We start from the raw sequence: 21,669 nt of genomic DNA, 5'->3' as shown, positions 1-21,669 counted from the left end.
GGTCAAACCCGGCATGGCACAAGGTAATCAGAGTGTCGCAGCGAACGGAAAAGCCTTTGGGCGACCTTTCCGGACAACTGCAACCTAGTGCAGCTTTGTGACAGGCGTGCCTCGGTTTCGTGACGGGGCCGGCCGATAACGGAAGGCCCTAGCCGTCGGCGGCCACCAGCGCGCGTTTCGAACGCTCGCTTCTGACGAGCTTCTGGACGGCGCCGGAGGCCACGACCTTGCCCTGCTCGGCATAGGCCTCGTGGTTCTTCTCGATATCCTTCAGCTCGTAGAGATAGTTGACCATCAGGCCGGCCGCCTCCCGCAGGCCGCGCCCGGAGGTGTCGCCGAGCCAGTTGATCCGCTCCAGCCGCGCGCCATTGCCGAGATGGAACCGGGCCACGGGGTCGAGAGGCTGGCCGTTCGGGCGCTTCTCCTTGAGGAAATAATGGGCCGCAAGCTCGCTCACGAGCGGCTTCAGCGCGCGGACGGCCTCCTCGTCCTCCTGCCAGCCGGGCTCGTCGAGGCGAGCCAGCGTCTCCACCTCCTCTGCGTTCAGGACGGCCGGCTCGTCGGCATGGCGCTCGCGGTCGAGCCAGCGCATGAAGCCGGGCACCGGCGAGAGCGTCACGAAGGTCTTCAGCGACGGCATTTCGCGGGCGAGATCGGTAACCACCTGCTTGATGAGGAAATTGCCGAAGGAGATCCGCGCCAGCCCCTTCTGGCAGTTGGAGATGGAGTAGAAGACCGCCGTCGTCGGCTCGTCGCCCGCATCGTGCTCGACAGGATTGAGAAGGGCATGGATCGAGCCCGGGATCTCGTGGGTGAGCGCGACCTCCACGAAGATCAGCGGCTCGTCGACGAGCGAGGGGTGGAAGAAGGCGAAGCAGCGCCGGTCGCGCGGGTCGAGCCTGCGCTTCAGGTCGTCCCAGCCCTGGATCTGGTGAACCGCCTCGTACTGGATGATCTTCTCCAGGATATTGGCGGGCGAGGACCAGTCGATCCGCCTGAGCACGAGGAACCCCCTGTTGAACCACGAGCCGAAGAGATGGACCAGGTCGTCGTCCACGGCCCTGAATTCCGGGTTCTCCGGCAGGAAGCGCAGGAGATCGGCGCGCATGGCGACCATGGCGGAGGTTCCCTCCGGCGCCAGGTTGAGGCGGCGGAAGAACTCCTGGCGCGGCGGCTCGGTGGCACGCGACAGCGCGTCCAGGCCCGCCGCCGACGGCTCCTCCAGATACCGTTCCGCGGCCGTGCGCACCGCATCCGCGTCGGGCGCGAACTCCTCGGCGAGCACGGTGAAGAAGGCGAGCTTGCCCTCGTCGTCCAGGCGCTCATAGGTGGTGAGGATGCGCTGGGCGAGCGCCACGCCGGAGGATTCGCCGCGCCTGGACATCAGCATGCGGGACAGCTCGGCGATGCGCCCGGCGCGTTCCGTCCCCTGCAGCGAGAGCTGCGTCAGGTTGCGCCCGCGGTCGACAATCTGCTCGATCAGTTCGCGAAAGAAGGACACATTCATAGCGCACGCCCCATCAAGGCCTCCGGCAGCCATGTGGCTATAGCCGGGAAAATGCACAGGATTATGATTGCCAGAACCATGCACAGAACATATGGGGCGGATCCGCGCAGGATGGTACCCAGCGGCACATCCGGCACGATGCCGTTGATGACGTAGAGATTGAGGCCGACGGGCGGCGTGATCAGCCCGATCTCCATGTTGACGGTCAGCACCACCGCGAACCAGTAGGGATCGAAACCCGCCTGGGTGATGATGGGCAGGAGGATCGGCGCGGTCATCAGGATCACCGCAACCGGCGGCAGGAAAAAGCCAGCGATCAGCAGGAACACGTTGATGATCCCCATCAAGGCCCAGCGATTGACATCCAGATCCGCGATCCAGCCGGCGACCGACTGGGTGATGAACATGGAGGACAGCGCGAAGGAGAAGAGTTCCGAAGCCGCGATGATCATCATGATCATGATCGATTCGCGGATCGCGTCGCGGAACATGTCGACGATCGGGCCCGCTTTCCACATCCGGTAGATCACGATGACCAGCAGGAGGCAGAACATCGCGCCGGCGCCTGCGGCCTCCGACGGCGTGGCGACACCGCCATAGAGCACATAGAGGATCGCGACGATGATGGTGAGGAAGGGCAGGACGCGCGGCAGCGCCTCCATCTTCTCCCTCAGCGTGAAGGAGCCCGACATGGAGGTGAGCGCATAGCCCTTCGCCTTGCAGGCGATCAGCGTCCAGGCCATGAACAGGCCGACCAGCAAGAGCCCCGGCAGGATGCCCGCCAGGAACAGGCGCCCGATGGAGGTCTCCGTGGCGATGCCGTAGACGATCAGCGTGATGGAGGGCGGGATGAGGATGCCGAGCGTGCCGCCCGCCGCGATGGAGCCCGTCGCGATGGACGGGGGGTAGCCCCGCTTGCGCATCTCCGGAATGCCCATCTTGCCGATGGCCGCGCAGGTGGCGGGCGAGGACCCCGACAGCGCGGCGAACAGGCCGCAGGCGCCGAGATTGGAGAGCACGAGCCCGCCCGGCACCCGCGTCAGCCACCGGTCGAGCGCCTCGTAGAGATCGCGGCCGGCGGGACTGGAGGCGACCGCCGCCCCCATCAGGATGAACATCGGGATCGAGACGAGGCCGAAGGAGTTGAGGCCGGCGAAGAACGTCTCCCCGAGGATCGAGATCGAGCCGGGGCCTTCGGTCGCGATCAGCGCGCCGATCGAGACGAGACCGAGTGCGAAGGCGATGGGCATGCCGGTCGCGATCAGCGCGAGCAGCACGATCAGGACGACGCCGCCGAGTTCGAGAGGGCTCACTGGCGCGCTCCATTCAGCTTCATGAGCTCAGCCACATATTGCAGGCACAACAGCCCCGCCCCGAGAGGCAGCGGCGCGACGGGAATCCACAGGGGCGGCGCCCAGACCGTGTCGGTGCGCCAGCCGCCCGCCCAGGCCTCGTGGAAATAGATCCAGCTCGCATAGGCCAGCAGCATGCAGAAGGCGAGGCCGAGAAGGCCGGCGACGACCTCCAGAACGATCCGCCCGCGCTCGGGCAGGGCCAGCGGCAGGAGGTCGACGCCCACATGGCCGCGCAACATCAGCACATAGGGCGAGCCGATGAAGGTCGCCGCCATCAGCGCGTAGATCGTGAACTCGGTCTGCCAGATCGTGGAGTGCCCCAGAACGTAGCGCACGAAGATCATGTAGCAGACGACGAAGACGGCCGCGGCGAGCAGGGCCATGGCGACGATGCCGCACAGCCTCGAAACCGCATCCATGAGACGGATATAGGCACGCATTGGCGAAGATCCGGCTTTCAACAAGACATCGCGGAACATCGCGGGCCCGACCGCCCTTTCACGATGGCCGGGCCCGGAGTGCTTGTCCCATGCCGATACCCTGTGCTCTTGCCCGTCATCCCCGCGCAAGCGGGGATCCATGTTGCTGCCGCTGCAATGGATTCCCGCTTGCGCGGGAATGACGGCCGGGTTGGCATGGGACGCAATAGCCTGGGGACGGGATCACTCGACGGCGAGCGCGTCGGCGATGAGCTGCTTGCCGCCCTTCACCTTCTCCTCGAAGTTCTTGTAGGCGCTCTTCTTGGCGACCTCGATCCAGGCCTTGTAGTCGTCGGCCGACATGTCGATCACCTCGACGCCCGCCTCCTTGAAGGTGTCGACCATCTTCTGGTCGATCTTGCGGGTCTCCTTGGCGAAGTAGTTCTGGGCCGTCTCGCCGGCGTCGAGCAGGGCGTTCTGCTGCTTCTCGTCGAGCTTCTCCCAGGTCTTCTTGGACACGAGGATCGGCTCGTACATGAACCACAGCGCGTTCTCGCCCGGCGCGGTGAGGCACTTCACCTGCTCGTAGATGCGGTAGGAGACGAAGGAGCCGGAGCTCGTATTGGCCGCGTCGAGCACGCCGGTCTGCATGGCGGTGTAGATCTCGGACGACGGCATGGAGGAGATCGAGGCGCCGGCGGCAGCGAGCATCTGCTCAAACGCCGGGCCGGCCGCGCGCGTCACCTGCCCCTTGATGGTCTCAGGGCCCCGGATGCAGTCCTGCTTGGAGGCGAAGGCGCCGGCGAGCCAGGCATCGGACAGCACCATCACGCCCGCCTCGTCGATGATCTCCTTGATCTGGTCCATGAAGGGCGAATCGTTGAGCCGCTCCGCGCGGTCGTGATTGCGCACGAGGCCCGGCATGAGGGTCGCGGAGAACTGCGGATGGCGGCCGCTCGCATAGTCGAGCGGGAAGGCGGAGATGTCGAGCTGGCCCTTGACCAGGGCGCCCCACTGCTCCTTGGGCTTGAAGAGCGACTTGCCCGGATAGACCTGGATCTTCAGGCCGACATCGGCTTTTTCCACCTCGCGCGCGATGATCTGCACCATCTCGTCGCGCACGTCCCCCTTGCCACCCGGCCACTGATGCGAGGCCTTGAGCGTCATCTCCGCGGCCTGCGCACCGGCCACCGTCGCGACGGCCATGCCGACCGCGGCGCAGCCAGCCAGAAGCGTCCTGAACAGACGGGTCATTATTTCCTCCCAGTTTGAGCCTTCGTGTCTTATCGGCTGAAAAGATACGCTATATAGTCCCGTATACGATGTCAAAATCATATCATACAATGACAGGCTGATTGTATACAGAAATACGGCGCGCTATAAGGAGCCGGGCATGTGACGGCTCCCCGCCCGATCCTGGACGGTGTTCGCGCCGGAACCAACCTAGCCAATGGTCCAAGCGACGATAGCCCCCAACATGGACGGCGGGACCGGCACGCAGAACGAAGATACGCACACGAAAGACGGTCGAGAGTGGGAACCGCAGCCGACCAGATCAGACAGGCGCTCGAGCAGGACATCCTGACCAACAGGCTGCTGCCGGGCGACCGGCTCGACGAGACGCGCCTGGCGGAGAGATTCGGCATATCGCGCACGCCGGTCCGCGAGGCGCTCTCCCAGCTCGCCGCCAGCGGACTGGTGGAGATCCGGCGCAATCGCGGCGCCACCGTCACGCGGCTCGGCCTGGCGGAACTCGTGGAGATGTTCGAGGTCATGGCGGAGCTCGAGGGCATGTGCGGCCGGCTCGCCGCACAGCGCGCCAGCGAGCAGGAGCTCACGGCGCTGCAGGAGGCCCACGAGGAGTGCGCCCGCCATGCCGCCGCCGGCCAGTCCGACGACTATTACAAGGCCAATATGGCCTTCCATGAGGCGATCTACCGGGCAAGCCACAACCGCTTCCTGGCGGCGGAGACCGTGCGGCTGCGCAACCGCCTGTCGCCCTATCGGCGGCTGCAGCTTCGCCGCCGCAACCGGCTGACCGAATCCTTCGCCGAGCACGAGAGCATCGTCGCCGCCATCCGCGAGGGCCGTGGCGGCGACGCCGACGCCCTGCTCAGCCGCCACGTGACGCGCCAGAGCGGCAGCTTCAACGACTTCTTGGCGAGCCTGCCCACCGAATATCTGAAATCCGAAGCCTCCTGACCCTCCCGACAAGAAGAGGATGCCCCCGATGACCGAGGACAACGCCAATCTCTATGCCCTGCTCGACGCGCGCTTCGTCGAGGCCGGCGACCGGACAGCCTTCCGCATGCCCGACGGCTCGCGGATGAGCTACAGCGCGCTTCGCGCCCAGGTCTCGCGCTTCGCCAATGCGCTCAAGGGCCTCGGCGTCGCCCCCGGCGACCGGGTGACGGTGCAGGTGGAGAAATCGCTCGACAATGTCGCGCTCTATCTGGCGGTCCTCAAGGTTGGCGCGGTCTATCAGCCGCTGAACACCGCCTATACGCCCGCGGAGGTCGACTATTTCGTCTCCGACGCCGAGCCCTCCCTCGTCGTGACGACGAGCGCGCGCCGGGGGCTATCGACGAGATCGCGGCAAAGCGCGGCGTCGGCGCGGTCGCCACGCTCGACGGGGACGGCAAGGGCACGCTGGCGGAGGCCGCGGCCACGGCTTCCAGCACCTGCGAGACGGCGATGCGCGCGGGCGACGACCTGGCGGGGCTGCTCTACACCTCCGGCACGACCGGGCGGTCGAAGGGCGCGATGCTCACCCACGACAATCTCTCCTCCAACGCGCTGACGCTACACGAGCTATGGGGCTTCGTGCCGGGCGACGTGCTGCTCCACGCCCTGCCGATCTTCCATGTGCACGGGCTCTATGTGGCGCTCAACACCGCCTTCTTGAACGGTTCGGAGATCATCTGGCTCGACAGGTTCGACGTCGACACGGTGTTGCGCTTCCTGCCCGAGGCGAGCGTCATGATGGGGGTTCCGACCTTCTATACGCGGCTTCTGGGCGACGAGCGCTTCGGCCGCGAGGTCTGCCGCAACATGCGCCTGTTCGTCTCCGGCTCGGCGCCGATGCTGGCGGAGACGCACGAGACCTTCGCCGCGCGCACCGGGCTTAGAATCCTGGAGCGCTACGGCATGACCGAATGCGGCATGATCACCTCAAACCCCTATGAGGGCGAGCGGGTGCCCGGAACGGTCGGCTATGCGCTGCCCGGCGTGTCGGTGCGCGTCGCCGACGGCGAGGGCCGCGAGATTCCGCACGGCGAGGTCGGCATCGTGGAGTGCAAGGGGCCGAATGTCTTCAAGGGCTATTGGCGCATGCCGGAGAAGACGGCGGAGGAATTCCGCGCCGACGGCTATTTCATCACCGGCGACATGGGCGTGATGGCCGACGACGGGCGCGTCTCCATCGTCGGGCGCGGCAAGGACCTCATCATCTCCGGCGGCTTCAACGTCTATCCCAAGGAGGTGGAGACCGAGATCGACCAGCTCCCCGGCATCGGCGAATCGGCCGTCATCGGCGTCGCCCATCCCGATTTCGGCGAAGGCGTCGTGGCTGTCGTCACGACCGGCGCCGGCACGCCGCCGAGCGAGGACGAGATCATCTCGACCCTCGCCGAGCGGCTTGCCAAGTTCAAGGTGCCCAAGCGCGTCTTCTATGTCGACGAGTTGCCCCGCAACACCATGGGCAAGGTGCAGAAGGCCGCGCTCAAGGAGCGCTATGCCGACATCTTCGCCTGACCGCTGCCGGCGGAGGCGCCGAGCGCCAGGAAGGCCGCGCCGGAGAAGACGAGGTTGATGCCGAGCAGCAGCCCGATCGCCCAGACCGCCGTTCCGGGCAGCCCGGCGAACAGCATCACGCCGAGGACCGCCGAGACGACGCCGCCGGCGACGAGCCAGCCCCAGCCGCTGCGCGGCTTCAGCCTCGTGCCCATGATGGCGCGCAGGATGCCGTCCACGATGAAGATGGCCGACAGGGCGACCGTCAATGCGACGGCGCCCACCCCCGGCAGGAAGAGGAAATAGAGCCCGCCGACAAGATAGAGTATGCCGAGCAGCGCCTCCCACAGGACGCCGCCCCAGCTGCGCTCGCTGAAGGCATGGACGATCATCGTCGCCCCGCCGATCACCAGCGCGATGCCGACCAGCAGCTCCGCGGCGAGCGTCATGACCCAGGGAAACAGGATGGCGAGCGCCCCGAGGACGATCATCACGATCCCCAGCACGATGAACCAGCCGCGATTCCCGCTGACCAGCCCGGCGTCCGTCCGTTGGCTTTGATCCGACATGGGTTCCGTCTTTCCTGTTGTGCCCCCGACACCCGATCGATGGGGGCGCATCACGGGTTGCCTCCGTGAAATGGGAGAAGAGTTTACCCGAGTCGGAGCGCGGCAGCACCCCCGACGATCAGGAGGGCCGCGGCCGTGCGCCAGCGTGTCAGCGGCTCCTTGAGGACGGCGGCCGAGATCAGCACGGCGAACAGCACCGAGGTCTCGCGCAGCGCCGCGACCATGGCGATCGGCGCGCGCGTCATGGCCCAGATGGCGATCCAGTAGGCGCCGAGCGACAGGGCACCGGCGACGGCGCCGCCCTTCCACGCCCCCGACATGCGCATGAAGGCACTCGGCCCCCTCAGCACCACCGCGATGGTGGCCATGGCGATGCCGTCGAACAGGAACAGCCACACCGTGTAGCCGGAGGCGGTGCCGGCGATGCGCGCGCCGGTGCCGTCGATCAGCGTATAGCCGGCGATGAAGGCGGAGGTGGCGAGCGCGGCCATCACGCCCTTGCGCTCCATCCGGGCGAGGTCGCGCCCGCCGCGCAGCGACATGAGCCAGACCCCGCCGACGAGGACCGCGATGCCCGCCCAGGCGAGCGGCGCGAGATGCTCCGACAGCAGAGCCACCCCGACAACCGCGACGATGAGCGGCGCCGTGCCCCGCGCCAGCGGATAGACCTGCCCCAGATCGCCCGCCTTGTAGGCCTGCAGCAGGAACAGCTTGTAGCCCGTATGGCAGCAGACCGTCGCGGCGAGGAACGGCAAGGCCTCGATGGCGGGCAGGGGCAGGAACGGGATGAACGCCAGCGAGATCAGGCCGGAAACCACCGACAGGAGCGTCATGGACAGGAACTGGTCGAGCCCCAGCTTGATGATGGCGTTCCATGCCGCATGCAGGCTGGCGGCGACGATCACCGCCGCGAAGGTGACAGCATCCATTGCAACCACGTGTCTTCTTGCCGGGCGGCACCGGCCCGCTCCCCCACCCGGCCACCCACGGAAGTATGATCTCATGGGTAGCCGGGTGGGGGAGCGGGCCGGTGCCGTCTCGACCATTCGGGACAGCTCCAGCCTGTAGCCCGGATCGGTCCTGTCACAAAACGATTTGATCTGAGACGGTTTGTGAGTTTTCCTGACGAACATGAGACGCAACCTGCCTCCCTTGAACGCGCTGAAGGCCTTCGAGGCCGCCGGCCGGCACGAACAGATCAGCGCCGCGGCGGACGAGCTCGCGGTCACCCACGGAGCGGTCAGCCGGCAGGTCCGCCAGCTTGAGGAGATCCTCGGCGTGGCGCTGTTCGAGGGGCCGCGCAACCAGCAGCGGCTGACGGCGGCCGGGCGGCGCCTCCTGCCGGTGCTCACCAGCGCGCTCGACCTTGTGGAGAGCGGCGTGCGCTCCGTCTCCCAGACCGCCAGGGGCGAGCTCGTCGTCTCCTGCTTCGGTACCTTGATGATGCGCTGGCTGATTCCGCGGCTCTACCGTTTCAAGGCGCGCTATCCCGATATCGATCTCAGGCTGCAGGCCTCCGACGTGCCGGTCGACTTCGCGCGGGAGAATCTCGACCTCGCCATCCGCTCCGTGAAGCAGCCACATGCGCGCTCCGACGAGGTGATCCCGTTCCTGCCGGAGCATGCCGGCCCCGTGCTGTCGGCCAAGCTGATGGCGGAGCGGCCAGTGCGCACCCCGTCGGACCTTGCCGCCTTCACCTTCCTGCACACCCAGACACGGCGCCATGCCTGGGCGGAATGGTTCGACCTCGAGGGCGTCGATGCGGTGACGCCCGCCAGCGAGAGCGAGTTCGAGCATCTCTATTTCATGATCGAGGCGGCGATGAGCGGGCTCGGCGTCGGCATGGGGCTGTGGTCGCTCGTGGCCGACGACATTGCGGCGGAACGCCTCGTCGCCCCCTTCGGCTTCAAGGCGAACAGCCGCGCCTATGTCGCCCTGCGCCCGCGCCGGCGCAACCCGTCCGCCGACGTCTTCGTCGAGTGGCTCGTGGAGGAAGGCGCGAAGACGCCGCCCCCGCCCGGCTGATCCGAACGGCGGCTCTTGACCTTACCATGATGGGAACCCCCATCTGATGGGAGACACGAACCGGAAGGACCAGGCAGCCATGGCACGCGATCCCGTCTGCGGGATGACCGTCGATCCCGATACCGCGCAGTACACCCGCGAGCATGGCGGCGAGCGCTACTATTTCTGCTCCAGGGGCTGCCACGACAAGTTCGCCGCCGATCCGGACAGCTATCTCGGCGGCGCGCCCGAGCCCGAACCCCAGCCGGCCGGCACGCTCTACACTTGTCCGATGCACCCGGAGATCGTGCGCGACAAGCCGGGCGCCTGCCCGATCTGCGGAATGGCACTCGAGCCGAAGGGCGTACCCTCCGCGCAGGAAGGGCCGAACCCGGAGCTCGTCGACTTCACGCGCAAGTTCTGGGTCAGCCTTCCCTTCGCGCTGGCCATCGTCGTCCTGGAGATGGGCGGCCATCTGGGCGTGCCCTTCGAGGACTGGCTGGGGGCCCGCCTCTTCGTACTGACCCAGCTCGTGCTCGCCACGCCCGTGATCCTTTGGGGCGGCTGGACCTTCTTTCAGCGCTGCTGGACCTCGCTCAGGACGCTCAATCCCAATATGTGGACGCTGATCGGCATCGGCGTCGGCGCCGCCTATGCCTACAGCGTGGTCGCCGCCCTCGCGCCCGGCATATTCCCGGAGGGTTTCCGGGACGCGAACGGTGCGGTTGCGGTCTATTTCGAGGCGGGCGCAGTCATCGTGCTCCTCGTGCTGGTCGGCCAGATCATGGAGCTCAAGGCGCGCGAGCGCACCTCCGGCGCCATCCGTGCCCTGCTCGATCTCGCGCCGGAGATGGCGCGGCGCGTCCGCGAGGACGGCTCGGAAGAGGAAGTCTCGCTCGACCGTGTGGAGACCGGCGACCGCCTGCGCGTGCGCCCCGGCGACAAGGTTCCCGTGGATGGCAGGCTCGTGGAGGGCTCGTCCAGCGTGGATGAATCCATGCTGACCGGCGAGCCCCTGCCCGTGGAGAAGACCCCCGGCGACGATGTGACGGGCGGCACGCTCAACAAGACCGGTTCCTTCGTCATGGAGGCGTCCCGCGTCGGCGCCGACACGATGCTCTCGCGCATCGTCAATCTCGTGGCGGAGGCCCAGCGCTCGCGCGCGCCGATCCAGCGGCTCGCCGACATCTTCGCGGGCTGGTTCGTTCCGTCGGTCGTCGCCGTGGCCATAATCGCCTTTGCCGCCTGGGCGGTTTTCGGGCCCGAACCCCGGCTCGCCTACGGGCTCGTGGTGGCCGTGAGCGTGCTCATCATCGCCTGCCCCTGCGCGCTCGGGCTCGCCACCCCGATGTCGATCATGGTCGGCACGGGCCGCGGGGCGCAGGGCGGCGTGCTGTTCCGCAATGCCGAGGCGCTGGAGCGCTTCGCCAAGGTGGACACGCTGGTCGTCGACAAGACCGGCACGCTGACGGAAGGCCGCCCGCGCCTTACCGATGTCGTCCCGGCCGGAGCCATGGAGGAGGACGAGCTCCTGCGGTTCGCGGCCAGCCTGGAGCGGGCAAGCGAGCACCCGCTGGCGGAGGCCATTGTCGCGGGCGCGGAGGAGCGCGGCGTCGCCCTGTCGCCGACGGACGACTTCGAGGCGGTCACGGGCAAGGGCGTGAAGGGCCGGATCGGCGGCAAGGCAGTCGCCCTCGGCAACCGCGCCATGATGGGCGAGCTCGGCATCGCCACCGACGACCTGGACGGAACCGCCGATGAGCTGCGCGAGACGGGCAAGACGGCCATGTATGTCGCCGTGGACGGCACCGTCGCCGGCCTCGTCGCCGTCGCCGATCCTGTCAAGGAGACCACGCCCGACGCGATCCGCGCGCTCAAGGCGGACGGTCTTACCGTCGTGATGGCGACCGGGGACACGCCCGGAACGGCCAAGGCGGTCGCAGGCCCCCTCGGCATAGACCGGATCGAGGCGGAGATCCTGCCGGAAGGCAAGGTCGACCTCGTCAAGGCGCTCCAGGGCGAGGGCCGCATGGTCGCCATGGCGGGCGACGGCGTGAACGACGCGCCGGCGCTTGCCGCCGCCGATATCGGCATCGCCATGGGGACCGGTTCCGATGTCGCGCTGGAAAGCGCGCCCGTGACGCTCATGAAAGGCGACCTCAGGGCCATATTGCGCGCGCGCCGCCTGTCGGAGGCCGTGATGGCGAATATCAAGCAGAACCTGTTCTTCGCCTTCATCTACAATGCGCTCGGCGTGCCGATCGCAGCCGGCGTGCTCTATCCCGCCTTCGGGATCCTGCTGTCGCCGATCATCGCGGCGGCGGCCATGAGCCTGTCCTCCGTCTCCGTCGTCGGCAACGCGCTGCGGCTGAGACGGGTGAAGCTGTAGAGCGAATGCAAAGCGGCTCCTGCCCGCTCCCGGCCTTTTGATTTCGTCGCGCCCGGCATGTCGTCTATCCTTTTCGGGGATTGGAGGTCTGCCATGCTTGCACGTCGCGCCATCGCACCGCTCTTCGCGGTCCTGTTCGGACTTCTCGCAGGGTCCGCCCTGCACGCCGACGAAGCCGGGATCGCCCCGGGGGAAGCCTATGAGCGGGCCCGGGCGGGCACTCTGGTGCTCGTCGATATCCGCACGCCGCCCGAATGGCGCCGCACCGGTATCGGCGCGGGCGCGGTTCCCCTGGACATGCGCGACGGCTCCTTCCGCGACGAGCTTCTGGACGCGCTTGGCGGCGACCCCTCCACACCCGTCGCGGTGATCTGCGCCAGCGGCGGGCGCTCCGCGCGCCTGCAGGAACGGCTCTCGCTTGCCGGCTTCACCAATGTGATCGACGTGCCCGAAGGCATGACCGGCGGCGCCAACGGGCCCGGCTGGATCGCGCGCGGCCTGCCCCTCGCCCGCTACCCGGCGGCGGCCTCGGTCACCATCGGGCGGCAATAGGTCTCGCGCAGGAACAGGCTGGCGACGAGCCCCATCGCGGCCCATCCGACAATGGAGAGGAAGGCGGTCTCGTAGGTCGCCTGCGCGTAGATGCGTGCGCCCTCCGCCATGCCGCCGGCCCAGTTGAGGTCGAGCAGGAAGCCGACCGCGGGCTGGAGAACCGCCCCGGCGGCGACCGTCATGGCGTTGACGAGCCCGGTCACCGTCGCATGGGTGCCGGGCGGCGTGACCTCTCGGGCGAGCGCATAGGTGGAGACCATACTGCCGCCGACGAGCCCCAGAACGACGATCAGCACCGCACAGGCCACAAGCGGCAGAGGCGGGCCGTGGAACAGCAGCACCGCCAGCAGGCAGCTCGCAGCGGATGTGGCGACGAGCGGGGCCTTGCGCCGCTTCACCGCATCCGACAGCCAGCCCCCGAAGGGTGCGCCGAGCGCCCAGCCGACGAGGATCAGCGACACCAGCGCCGCCGCCTCGGGCCGGGCGAGGTCGTAGCGCACCATCATGTAGGGCACGCCCCACAGGCCGCCAAAGGCGAGCATGACGCCGGAGAGCGCCGTGGCCACGAGCGCGATGAGCCACACCTCGCCATTGAGGAAGATGAGCTTCAGGTCGCGCCCGAGCCCCGCCCAGTCGGTCGCCGCACTGCGCGCCGGCGGCGCGTCCGGCGGGCGGTTGCGCACCACGATGGCGGCGACGAGCGCCAGCGCGCCGGCAAAGCAGGCCGAGCCGACCATGGCCGCGCGCCACCCCGTGACCTCGATCAGCGCAGCGAGCGGCGCCTGCCCGCCGACGCCGGCCGCCATGGCGAAGAACATGCACATCCCCGCGAGGAAAGCGAAGCGGTGCGGCGGGAACCAGCGGCTGGAGAGGCTGAGCGTGGCGATGAAGCAGGCCGCCGATCCCATGCCGACGAGGAAGCGCCCGACATAGGCCTCCCCGATCCCCCCGGCGGTGCCGAAAATCAGCGTGCCGGCGGCCGCGAGCGCCATGGCGCCCGACAGCACGATGCGCGCCCCGATGCGGTCGGTCAGGATGCCGAGCGGCACCTGGAGAACGACATAAGGATAGAAATAGAGGGCGGAGAGATTGCCGAGCACGGCCGCGCCCACAGCGAAGTCGCGCATGAGGTCGGAGACCATCACGCTCGGCGCCACGCGCTGGAAAAAGGCGTAGCCGAAAGCGAGCGCGCCCAGCGTCCAGATCGTCCAAGCCTTCGCGCCGTAGGCCTTCACCCCTTGCCCTTCCCTCATGTCCTCCCGAAGACGGGCCGTAGTCTGCCTGCTCCCGGCGCCGGTGAGAAGCGCGGGCTCGACAAAGCAGCCATGCGGTCACGCGCATCCCCGTTCGTCTTGCCGGATCGCCCCCCGATCAGACGTACAGCGTATTCGTCTAAAGTATAAAATGGGCAATTAGAATTTTAATCGTCTCAAGTTTGATATAAGTTCTGGACTCTGCAGGTTCGGGCTCGATATTGTTCAATTATAGGGCGAGGCGATACACGTGAAGTCCGGCGCCGCGCATGCCGTCACACCTGTCGGGGGAGAGATTGTGACCAGGCCCGAAGCTCAATCCAGAGACCGGATCGCGGCAACGCCGATTGAGTACGGCTTGCTGATCGCCGGTCTGTCCGTTGCCATTCTCACTGCGATATCCGTCTTTGCCGGTCCGCCGGGCGACAGCACCGATGCGGCACACACACGCCTGACGCCGACAGACGAGGCGGGCGGCACAAGCGTACGCAAGACACTGCAATAATCCGCGACGGCCTGACCGACAGGATCGGGTCACGCATCCTGCCGCACCCGGCGGGCCTGTCATTGCTGCCGCCGCGGCCGCTCGTTATTGTGGCGGCACCGATCGACAGACAAGGGCAGACACCATGAAACCCGGCGACCTCCTCGTAGACAGCGGCAGCTCCCATGCAGGCGACGCGGTGCCCGTCCGGCTTGCCGCAGGGGACACGGTGGAGACGGTTCTCGACGCGCTGCCGGACGCCCAGCGCGCCTGGGCGCAGGCGCAAGGTTTCAAGGGCCAGCGCGAGCGCATGGTCCTCCTGCCCGGCGAGGCGGGCGCACCGCAGGGCGTGCTGTTCGGGCTCGGGGAGCGCGCGACCGACGCCGACCCCTTCCTGCCCGGACGGCTGGCGAGCCTGTTGCCGGACGGTCTCTACAGCCTTGCCGACATCCCGTCCCCGCCGCGCCTCGCCGCGCTCGCCTGGCTCATGGAGGCCTATCGCTTCGACCGCTACAAGAGCAAGCCGGCGAAGGCCGGGGCGCGGCTCGTCGTGCCGGAAGGCGTGGATCGCGACGACGTGCTGGCGGAGGCGACCGCGGTGTCGCTCGCCCGCGACCTCATCAACACCCCGGCCAACGATCTGGGTCCCGACGAGCTGGAGGCCGCGACGCGCGATCTCGCCCGGACCTACAAGGCCCATGTGAAGACCGTGCACGAGGAGGAGCATCTCAAGCGCAACTTCCCCATGATCCATGCGGTCGGGCGGGCGAGCCCCCGCGCGCCCCGGCTGATCGATCTGATGTGGGGGCCGGCGAGCGGCCCGCATATCACGCTGGTCGGCAAGGGCGTGTGCTTCGACACCGGCGGCCTCAACATCAAGCCCGGCAACGCCATGTCGCTCATGAAGAAGGACATGGGCGGGGCGGCGAATGTGCTGGCGCTCGCCCGCATGATCATGGCCGCCGACCTGCCGGTCCGCCTGCGCGTGCTGATCCCGGCGGTGGAGAACGCGATCTCCGGCGACGCCTTCCGCCCCGGCGACGTCCTGGCGAGCCGCAAGGGCCTCAGCGTGGAAATCGGCAATACGGATGCGGAGGGCCGGCTGGTGCTCGCCGACGCACTGGCGCTTGCCGACGAGGACGCGCCCGATCTCATGATCGACATGGCGACGCTCACCGGCGCGGCCCGCGTCGCGCTCGGACCCGATCTGCCGCCCTTCTACACCGACGACGACGAGCTGGCCGCGGCCCTGTCGCGCCACGCGGCGGCGGAGAACGATCCCCTCTGGCGCATGCCGCTGTGGGGCCCCTACGACCGCTGGCTCGACAGCAAGGTCGCCGATGTGAACCACATTTCGGACTCCTCCTTCGCCGGCTCGGTGGTCGCCGCCCTCTTCCTCAAGCGCTTCGTGGAGAAGGCGAAGGCCTATATCCATCTCGACATCTATGGCTGGACGCCCAAGGCGCATCCCGGCCATCCCGTCGGCGGCGAGGCCCAGGGTATCCGCGCGCTCTTCGCCATGATCCGCGACCGCTATGCGGGCGGGCGCTGACGCCGGCCGCGCACGGAACCGTCTCCCCGCTCCCGATTCCAGCCGTGCAGCGCACGCGCGTCTTGCGCCCGCCGGGTCCCGCCGTTTAAATGATACGGGACCGTAACGGTCTGCTCTGGATCAGCGGATCGTTTCCAAAGTGCTAGAGCAGCTTGTCTGCGTCCGACAGGACGCAGGCCGCTCTGGGAGGACCGGGGGAGGTGGAGCGGTGCGATGACCGTGCGCTTGACGACGGCGCAGGCGCTGACCTTGTGGCATGATGTGAATCTCGATCTCGTCCGCGACGGCGAGCCGGACCTTTCCGTGCGCCAGATGACCATCCTGCTCACCATCTATCTGGAGGCGCCGCCGCATACGGTGCGCGGGCTCGCCGCCAAGCTCGGCGTGTCGAAGCCCGTCATCACGCGCGCGCTCGATTCCATGGGCCGGCTGGAGCTCGTCAGCCGCCGGCGCGACGAGGAGGACCGGCGCAACGTGCTGGTCCAGCGCACCGTCAAGGGCGCGCTCTATCTGGAGCGCCTCGCCGATTCGATTGCCGACCGTGCCGGGAGACTGCCGCCATGACCAATGCGCCCGATCCGCGCCTCCATCCCTACCGCCCCGATCTGGCCGCCGCCTGGCTCCGGGGCCGGGTGCCGGCCGAACGCTTCGTGGAGGGCCAGAGCTATCATGTCATCGCGCCCGCTCTCGGCCTGAGGCGCAGGCCCGAGCCCGACGCCGCGCTCCTGACCGAGGCGCTGATGGGCGAGCGCGTGCGCGTCTTCGACGAGCGCGACGGCTGGGCCTGGGTCCAGATCGAGGAGGACGGCTATGTCGGCTATGCACGCGCGGGCAGCCTCGCGCCGGAGGCCCAGCCGGCAACCCACCGCGTGAGCGTGCCTCGCACCTTCCTCTATCCGCAGCCGGACGTGAAGTCGCAGCCCGTCACGGGTGTCGGGCTCAATGCGCGGCTCGCCATTGCCGGCACCGAGGGCCCCTTCGCCGTGCTGGCCGACGGGCGCTATGTCTATGCCCGCCATGTGCGGCCTTTGCGCGACTATGCGCAGGACTATGTCGCCGTCGCGGAAACGCTGCTCCATGTTCCCTATCTGTGGGGCGGCAAGGGGTTTACGGGGGTCGACTGTTCGGGCCTCGTCCAGCTCGCGCTCCATGCCGCGGGCCATCCCTGCCCGCGCGACAGCGACATGCAGGAGGCCGCCCTCGGCGTGCCGGTCGACGCGCACGGTTTCGCCGCGCTCCACCGCGGCGATCTCGTCTTCTGGAAGGGCCATGTCGGCCTGATGGTCGACGGCGAGCGGTTTCTTCACGCCAACGGCCACCACATGCAGGTGGTGATCGAGCCGCTGCACGAGGCCGTCGACCGCATCGCCCGCCTCTACGGCAATGTCACCGGTATCCGCCGCATGGTGCCGGAGTGAGGCCCGTGTCGGGCTTGCCCGGCCCGGCCCTTCGCGATAGCCGCGTCCATCGCCTTGACAGCGCGCGCGGAAAATGGAACAAAAAGAGAACATTCTACAGGGAGCCTATCCATGTCCGTTCTGGAAGGTTATCAGGCAAGATCGGGAACATTCGTTCCCGTCTGGACGCTCGAAATTCAGACACTGCCGGAGGACACGGACCGGATTCTCGATGCGGTCATGGAGGTGCACCCGCTTTCCTTCGGGCGCTACCAGCGCAATGCGAGCATCTCCGCGCTCGGCAAGGAGACATCGCAGCCCGAGCCAGGCTCGACCACGACGACGCATGTCGGCGGCTTCGAGGCGGGCAGCACGGAAACCTACCCGATGGTGGAGCTGAAGATCTCCATCGAACGCGACCTCTCCGTCCTGGAAGCGGTCATGGACGCGATCCTCCATGTCCACCACTACGAGGAGCCGGTCATCTTTCTGCGCGAGGACTGGGCGAGCCGGGCAGCCTACAATCCGGGGAGCGACAATCCGAACCGGTGGTGGAATAACGGGCGCGGCCTGCCGGACAGGATCGCGTAGTCCCTCACCCCTTGCCCCGCCTTCCGCCCGTGGGCGTCAATAGCCCCGGTTGCGGTCCACGAGGTTCTCCAGAGGCTGGCCGGCCTCGAAGCGCTCGATCTGGGCGAGGATATTGCGGGTGAGCGAGAGCGGATCGGAATCGCTGGCCACATGGGGTGTGAGCGTCACGCGCGGATGGGTCCAGAACGGGCTTTCCTGCGGCAGCGGCTCGGTCTCGAAGACGTCGAGCGTGGCATGGGCGAGCGTGCCGTCGTCGAGGGCTGCGAGGATATCGGCCTCCACCTGCAGCTTGCCGCGCGCGGCGTTGATGAGCGCCGGCCCCTCGATCGCGCCGTCGCGCGCGAGGCCCGCAATGAGCTTACGGTCGATCAGCCCCTCCGTTTCCGGCGTATGCGGCAGGAGGCAGACAAGGATGTCGGTGCGGGCGAGGAAGGGCTTAAGCCCGTCATCCCCGGCAAAGCAGGCCACCCCCTCCACACGCTTCGGCGAGCGGCTCCAGCCGGCGACGTCGAAGCCCAGATCGCGCAGTTTTTCCGCAGCGTCACGGCCAAGCGCGCCGAGTCCCATGATGCCGACGCGCACCGCGTTTGCCGGCGGCTGGTCGAGCGGCCGCCATTCCCGGCGCGCCTGGACCGCATCGTATCTGCGCTGCTGGCGGTGATGCATCAGCACATGCAGCACGACATATTCCGTCATGCGCATGGTGAGATCGGGATCGACGATGCGCGCCACGGGGACGCCCGGCAGGTCCGGATCGGCCATGATGGCGTCGACGCCGGCGCCGAGCGAGAAGATCGCCTTGAGGTTCGGCAGTGTCTTGAACACGCCTGTCAGCGGCTTCCAGGCGAGCACATAATCGATCTCCGACAGCGCGCCGGCATCGGGCCACAGGCGCACGTCGCGCTCCGGCGCGAGCTCGCGCATCGCGGACACCCAGTGATCGGTCTGCCAGCCGCTGATCAGATAGAGGATCGCCATCGCTGCCTCGCAGTCGGGAACGGGAATCGGGAGTGGACCGGGCGGACGCCCGCCCCTCTCCAAGCATGGCCCGGGCCGAATTGCAAGGCGGGCGGGGACGCGGACCGGTGCCGGTTCCCCCCAAACCCCGCTATTCCGCGACGATGCCCGCCGGGGCGGTTTCGAGATCGAAGGCGGCGGCCATGAGCGCCCTGGTATAGTCGGTGCGCGGCGCCTCGAAGATCGTCGTGGCCTCGCCCTGCTCCACCACCTGGCCATCGCGCATCACCACCACCTCGTTGGCCAGCGCGCGCACCACCCTGAGATCGTGGCTGATGAAGAGGTAGGCGAGCCTGTGGCGCTTCTGGAGATCGCGCAGGAGGTCGACGATCTGGGCCTGGACGGACATGTCGAGCGCGCTGGTCGGTTCGTCCAGCATGACGAAGCGGGGCTTGAGCACCATGGCGCGCGCGACCGCGATGCGCTGGCGCTGACCCCCGGAGAATTCGTGGGGGTAACGGTCCATCGCCGCCGGATCGATGCCGACTTCCCTTAAGGACTGGGCGATGCGCTCGCGCTGCTCGTCGTAAGGCAGCCCCCTGTCCTGCACGAGCAGACCCTCCCCGACGATCTGCGCGATCGACATGCGCGGGCTGAGCGAGCCGTAGGGATCCTGGAAGACGATCTGGAGATCCTTGCGCAGCGGCCGCATCTGGCGCGCATTGAGCGCCTCGATGGGCCGGCCGATATAGGCGATACGCCCCTTCGAGGAGATGAGGCGCATGATGGCGAGCCCGAGCGAGGTCTTGCCGGAGCCCGATTCGCCGACCACGCCCAGCGTCTCGCCCTCGCGGATCTTCACCGTCACGCCGTCGACCGCCTTCACATAGCCGACCGTGCGCTTGAAGAGACCGCGCCGGATCGGGAACCAGACCTTGAGGTCGTCGGTCTCCATGACCACGGTGCCGGTGCTGTCGGTGCCGGGCGGCTCGCCCTTGGGCTCCGCCGACAGGAGGCTTTTCGTATAGGCGTGTTCGGGCCGGTCGAAGATCTGCTCCGTCGGCCCCTGCTCCACGATCCTGCCATGCGTCATGACATTCACGCGCTCGGCCATCTTGCGCACGATACCGAGATCGTGGGTGATGAGCAGCATGGCCATGCCGAGCTCCTTCTGGAGCCGCTTGAGCAGCTCCAGGATCTGCGCCTGGATGGTCACGTCGAGCGCCGTGGTCGGCTCGTCAGCGATCAGGAGATCGGGCTCGTTGGCGAGCGCCATGGCGATCATGACGCGCTGGCGCTGGCCGCCGGAGAGCTGGTGGGGATAGCTCTTCAGCCGGGTCTCGGGGTCGGGAATGCCGACAATGTCCAGAAGCTCCAGAACACGATTGCGGGCCTTCGCGTCGCTCATGCCCTGATGCAGCGTCAGAACCTCGCCGATCTGGCGCTCAACGGAATGCAGCGGGTTCAGCGAGCTCATGGGCTCCTGGAAGATCATCGCGATGTCGTTGCCGCGGATGCCGCGCATGGTGCGGTCGTCGGCCTTGAGCACGTCGGTGCCCTTGAAGCGGATGAGCCCGGACGGGTGGCGCGCGGAGGGATAGGGCAGGAGCCGCATGACGGAGAGCGCGCTCACCGTCTTGCCGGAGCCCGACTCGCCCACGAGCGCCACCGTCTCGCCCGGCTTGACGTCGAAGGAGACGCGGTCGACGGCGAGCGTCTCCCCGCCGCCCTGCCGGAAGGCGACCGACAGGTCCTGCACCTGAAGAAGCGTGTCGCCCGCGTTCGCGCTCATTGGTAGGTCTTCCTCGGATCGAAGGCGTCGCGCACGGCCTCGCCGATGAAGATCAGCAGGCTCAGCATCAGCGCGATCACGACGAAGCCCGAAATGCCGAGCCACGGCGCCTGCAGGTTCGCCTTGCCCTGCGCCAGAAGCTCGCCGAGCGAGGGCGAGCCCGGCGGCAGGCCGAAGCCCAGGAAGTCGAGCGAGGTGAGCGTGGTGATCGAACCGTTGAGGATGAACGGCATGAAAGTGAGGGTGGCCACCATGGCGTTGGGCAGGAGGTGGCGGAACATGATGACGAGATTGGTATGGCCCATGGCGCGCGCGGCCGTGACGAACTCCAGATTGCGCCCGCGCAGGAACTCCGCCCTGACCACGCCGACAAGCGCGACCCAGGAGAACAGCAGCAGGATGCCGAGCAGGATCCAGAAATTCGGCTCGATCACCGAGGCGATGATGATCAGGAGATAGAGCGCCGGGATCGATGTCCAGATCTCGATGACGCGCTGGAAGATGAGATCCGTCCAGCCGCCGAAATAGCCCTGCACGGCACCGGCCACCACGCCGATGAAGGAGGAGACGACGGTCAGCGTCAGCCCGAACAGGACCGATATGCGGAAGCCGTAGATGACGCGCGCCACCACGTCGCGGCCCTGATCGTCCGTGCCCAGCCAGTTCTCCGCCGAGGGCGGCGCGGGCGCGGGCACCGGCAGGTCCAGATTGATCGTGTCGTAGCTGTAGGGGATGAGCGGCCAGACGATCCAGCCGCCATCCTCCTGGATGAGGTCCTGGACGAAGGGATCGCGATAGTCCGCTTCCGTTTCGAAATCGCCGCCGAAGACGGTCTCGGGATAGGCCTCGAAGATCGGGAAATAGTACTCGCCGCCATATTCCACCAGGAGCGGGCGGTCATTGGCGATGAACTCCGCAAACAGCGTCACCAGGAACAGGACGAGGAAGATCCAGAAGGACCAGTAGCCGCGCCGGTTGGCCTTGAAATTATCCAGCCGGCGCTGGTTGATCGGGGAGAGCCAGCCGGTGCGTTCGGGCGTGGCATGAAGCGCTTCGGCGGAGCCTGCCGCGAGCGCGCCCTCGTGATCTTCGGGCCTGTCCTTGCGTGCCTCCATC

19 protein-coding genes and 1 pseudogene are annotated in these 21,669 nt (G+C 67.6%); 10 read left to right on the top strand and 10 right to left on the bottom strand.

Translation table 11 applies throughout. The features are described from left to right. Positions 1-148: 148 nt before the first annotated feature. From HW532_RS14990 to HW532_RS14975, 4 genes are all read right to left on the bottom strand, one after another. Positions 149-1,507, bottom strand: coding sequence for a malonyl-CoA decarboxylase (locus tag HW532_RS14990; RefSeq protein WP_213161235.1), 1,359 nt, complete (start codon positions 1,505-1,507; stop codon positions 149-151). Further along, complete coding sequence (locus tag HW532_RS14985) at positions 1,504-2,820, bottom strand: TRAP transporter large permease (protein ID WP_213161234.1); 1,317 nt, start codon at positions 2,818-2,820, stop codon at positions 1,504-1,506. The genes HW532_RS14990 and HW532_RS14985 overlap by 4 nt, the downstream gene beginning before the upstream one ends. Further along, positions 2,817-3,302 carry a TRAP transporter small permease subunit gene (locus tag HW532_RS14980; protein ID WP_213161233.1) on the bottom strand — a complete coding sequence of 162 codons (486 nt, stop codon included), beginning with the start codon at positions 3,300-3,302 and terminating at the stop codon, positions 2,817-2,819. Before HW532_RS14980 ends, HW532_RS14985 begins: the two co-directional genes overlap by 4 nt. Positions 3,303-3,524: 222 nt before the next feature. Beyond that, a complete protein-coding gene (locus tag HW532_RS14975; RefSeq protein WP_213161232.1) occupies positions 3,525-4,535 on the bottom strand; it encodes a TRAP transporter substrate-binding protein in 1,011 nt (336 codons plus the stop codon). A gap of 279 nt (positions 4,536-4,814) precedes the next feature. On the opposite strand from HW532_RS14975, the gene HW532_RS14970 reads away from it, so the two are divergent. Both HW532_RS14970 and HW532_RS14965 read left to right on the top strand, forming a co-directional pair. Further along, on the top strand, positions 4,815-5,483 hold the full coding sequence (locus HW532_RS14970; protein WP_213161231.1) for a GntR family transcriptional regulator: 669 nt from the start codon (positions 4,815-4,817) through the stop codon (positions 5,481-5,483). A 28-nt stretch (positions 5,484-5,511) separates the two neighbouring features. Next, positions 5,512-7,034 (top strand): annotated as a pseudogene (locus HW532_RS14965) (malonate--CoA ligase). On the opposite strand, the gene HW532_RS14960 reads toward HW532_RS14965, so the two are convergent. Both HW532_RS14960 and HW532_RS14955 read right to left on the bottom strand, forming a co-directional pair. After that, complete coding sequence (locus HW532_RS14960; protein WP_213161230.1) at positions 7,013-7,582, bottom strand: HdeD family acid-resistance protein; 570 nt, start codon at positions 7,580-7,582, stop codon at positions 7,013-7,015. The pseudogene HW532_RS14965 and the gene HW532_RS14960 sit on opposite strands and share 22 nt — an antisense overlap. Positions 7,583-7,665: 83 nt before the next feature. Beyond that, positions 7,666-8,511: an EamA family transporter gene (locus HW532_RS14955; protein WP_213161229.1), complete on the bottom strand. Its 846-nt coding sequence runs from the start codon at positions 8,509-8,511 to the stop codon at positions 7,666-7,668. A 202-nt stretch (positions 8,512-8,713) separates the two neighbouring features. Between HW532_RS14955 and HW532_RS14950 the strand changes: the two genes are divergently transcribed. From HW532_RS14950 to HW532_RS14940, 3 genes are all read left to right on the top strand, one after another. Next, on the top strand, positions 8,714-9,607 hold the full coding sequence (locus HW532_RS14950) for a LysR substrate-binding domain-containing protein (RefSeq protein ID WP_213161228.1): 894 nt from the start codon (positions 8,714-8,716) through the stop codon (positions 9,605-9,607). A gap of 79 nt (positions 9,608-9,686) precedes the next feature. Continuing rightward, positions 9,687-11,975 (top strand): heavy metal translocating P-type ATPase, encoded by a 2,289-nt coding sequence (locus tag HW532_RS14945; protein ID WP_246479145.1) that lies wholly within the window; start codon positions 9,687-9,689, stop codon positions 11,973-11,975. Between the two features lie 93 nt (positions 11,976-12,068). Continuing rightward, complete coding sequence (locus HW532_RS14940; RefSeq protein WP_213161226.1) at positions 12,069-12,527, top strand: rhodanese-like domain-containing protein; 459 nt, start codon at positions 12,069-12,071, stop codon at positions 12,525-12,527. On the opposite strand, the gene HW532_RS14935 is transcribed toward HW532_RS14940, so the two are convergent. Continuing rightward, positions 12,488-13,780: an MFS transporter gene (locus HW532_RS14935; protein WP_213161225.1), complete on the bottom strand. Its 1,293-nt coding sequence runs from the start codon at positions 13,778-13,780 to the stop codon at positions 12,488-12,490. The genes HW532_RS14940 and HW532_RS14935 overlap by 40 nt on opposite strands. 250 nt (positions 13,781-14,030) lie before the next feature. Here HW532_RS14935 and HW532_RS14930 point away from each other — a divergent pair, with 250 nt between their 5' ends. From HW532_RS14930 to HW532_RS14910, 5 genes are all read left to right on the top strand, one after another. Further along, positions 14,031-14,285 carry a Flp family type IVb pilin gene (locus HW532_RS14930; RefSeq protein ID WP_213161224.1) on the top strand — a complete coding sequence of 85 codons (255 nt, stop codon included), beginning with the start codon at positions 14,031-14,033 and terminating at the stop codon, positions 14,283-14,285. 124 nt (positions 14,286-14,409) lie between these two features. Beyond that, positions 14,410-15,816, top strand: coding sequence for a leucyl aminopeptidase family protein (locus HW532_RS14925; protein ID WP_213161223.1), 1,407 nt, complete (start codon positions 14,410-14,412; stop codon positions 15,814-15,816). Between the two features lie 213 nt (positions 15,817-16,029). After that, on the top strand, positions 16,030-16,380 hold the full coding sequence (locus tag HW532_RS14920) for a MarR family winged helix-turn-helix transcriptional regulator (RefSeq protein ID WP_213161222.1): 351 nt from the start codon (positions 16,030-16,032) through the stop codon (positions 16,378-16,380). After that, the gene (locus HW532_RS14915; RefSeq protein ID WP_213161221.1) at positions 16,377-17,234 is read left to right on the top strand and encodes a C40 family peptidase; all 858 of its coding nucleotides are present in this window, start codon (positions 16,377-16,379) and stop codon (positions 17,232-17,234) included. The genes HW532_RS14920 and HW532_RS14915 overlap by 4 nt, the downstream gene beginning before the upstream one ends. Positions 17,235-17,345: 111 nt before the next feature. Next, complete coding sequence (locus HW532_RS14910; RefSeq protein WP_246479143.1) at positions 17,346-17,804, top strand: hypothetical protein; 459 nt, start codon at positions 17,346-17,348, stop codon at positions 17,802-17,804. A 36-nt stretch (positions 17,805-17,840) separates the two neighbouring features. On the opposite strand, the gene HW532_RS14905 is transcribed toward HW532_RS14910, so the two are convergent. The 3 genes from HW532_RS14905 to HW532_RS14895 form a co-directional block, all read right to left on the bottom strand. Continuing rightward, a complete protein-coding gene (locus HW532_RS14905; protein WP_213161220.1) occupies positions 17,841-18,782 on the bottom strand; it encodes a 2-hydroxyacid dehydrogenase in 942 nt (313 codons plus the stop codon). Between the two features lie 130 nt (positions 18,783-18,912). Further along, a complete protein-coding gene (locus HW532_RS14900; protein WP_213161219.1) occupies positions 18,913-20,553 on the bottom strand; it encodes an ABC transporter ATP-binding protein in 1,641 nt (546 codons plus the stop codon). Then, a complete protein-coding gene (locus tag HW532_RS14895; protein WP_213161218.1) occupies positions 20,550-21,668 on the bottom strand; it encodes an ABC transporter permease in 1,119 nt (372 codons plus the stop codon). The genes HW532_RS14900 and HW532_RS14895 overlap by 4 nt, the downstream gene beginning before the upstream one ends. Between the last annotated feature and the right edge of the window lies 1 nt (position 21,669).

The organism is Kaustia mangrovi, from assembly GCF_015482775.1.
GTDB classification, from domain to species: Bacteria; Pseudomonadota; Alphaproteobacteria; order Rhizobiales; family Im1; genus Kaustia; species Kaustia mangrovi.
Note: the sequence above shows the minus strand (reverse complement) of the source record. Positions and strands in the feature narration are given on the sequence as shown.

Bases quoted from the DNA above. Each gene is read 5' to 3' on its own strand.
- HW532_RS14990 (WP_213161235.1), bottom strand. From the start codon at position 1,507: ATGAATGTGTCCTTCTTTCGCGAACTGATCGAGCAGATTGTCGACCGC.
- HW532_RS14980 (WP_213161233.1), bottom strand. From the start codon at position 3,302: ATGCGTGCCTATATCCGTCTCATGGATGCGGTTTCGAGGCTGTGCGGC.
- HW532_RS14975 (WP_213161232.1), bottom strand. From the start codon at position 4,535: ATGACCCGTCTGTTCAGGACGCTTCTGGCTGGCTGCGCCGCGGTCGGC.
- HW532_RS14960 (WP_213161230.1), bottom strand. From the start codon at position 7,582: ATGTCGGATCAAAGCCAACGGACGGACGCCGGGCTGGTCAGCGGGAAT.
- HW532_RS14955 (WP_213161229.1), bottom strand. From the start codon at position 8,511: ATGGATGCTGTCACCTTCGCGGCGGTGATCGTCGCCGCCAGCCTGCAT.
- HW532_RS14950 (WP_213161228.1), top strand. From the start codon at position 8,714: ATGAGACGCAACCTGCCTCCCTTGAACGCGCTGAAGGCCTTCGAGGCC.
- HW532_RS14945 (WP_246479145.1), top strand. From the start codon at position 9,687: ATGGCACGCGATCCCGTCTGCGGGATGACCGTCGATCCCGATACCGCG.
- HW532_RS14940 (WP_213161226.1), top strand. From the start codon at position 12,069: ATGCTTGCACGTCGCGCCATCGCACCGCTCTTCGCGGTCCTGTTCGGA.
- HW532_RS14935 (WP_213161225.1), bottom strand. From the start codon at position 13,780: ATGAGGGAAGGGCAAGGGGTGAAGGCCTACGGCGCGAAGGCTTGGACG.
- HW532_RS14925 (WP_213161223.1), top strand. From the start codon at position 14,410: ATGAAACCCGGCGACCTCCTCGTAGACAGCGGCAGCTCCCATGCAGGC.
- HW532_RS14920 (WP_213161222.1), top strand. From the start codon at position 16,030: ATGACCGTGCGCTTGACGACGGCGCAGGCGCTGACCTTGTGGCATGAT.
- HW532_RS14915 (WP_213161221.1), top strand. From the start codon at position 16,377: ATGACCAATGCGCCCGATCCGCGCCTCCATCCCTACCGCCCCGATCTG.
- HW532_RS14910 (WP_246479143.1), top strand. From the start codon at position 17,346: ATGTCCGTTCTGGAAGGTTATCAGGCAAGATCGGGAACATTCGTTCCC.
- HW532_RS14905 (WP_213161220.1), bottom strand. From the start codon at position 18,782: ATGGCGATCCTCTATCTGATCAGCGGCTGGCAGACCGATCACTGGGTG.
- HW532_RS14900 (WP_213161219.1), bottom strand. From the start codon at position 20,553: ATGAGCGCGAACGCGGGCGACACGCTTCTTCAGGTGCAGGACCTGTCG.
- HW532_RS14895 (WP_213161218.1), bottom strand. From the start codon at position 21,668: ATGGAGGCACGCAAGGACAGGCCCGAAGATCACGAGGGCGCGCTCGCG.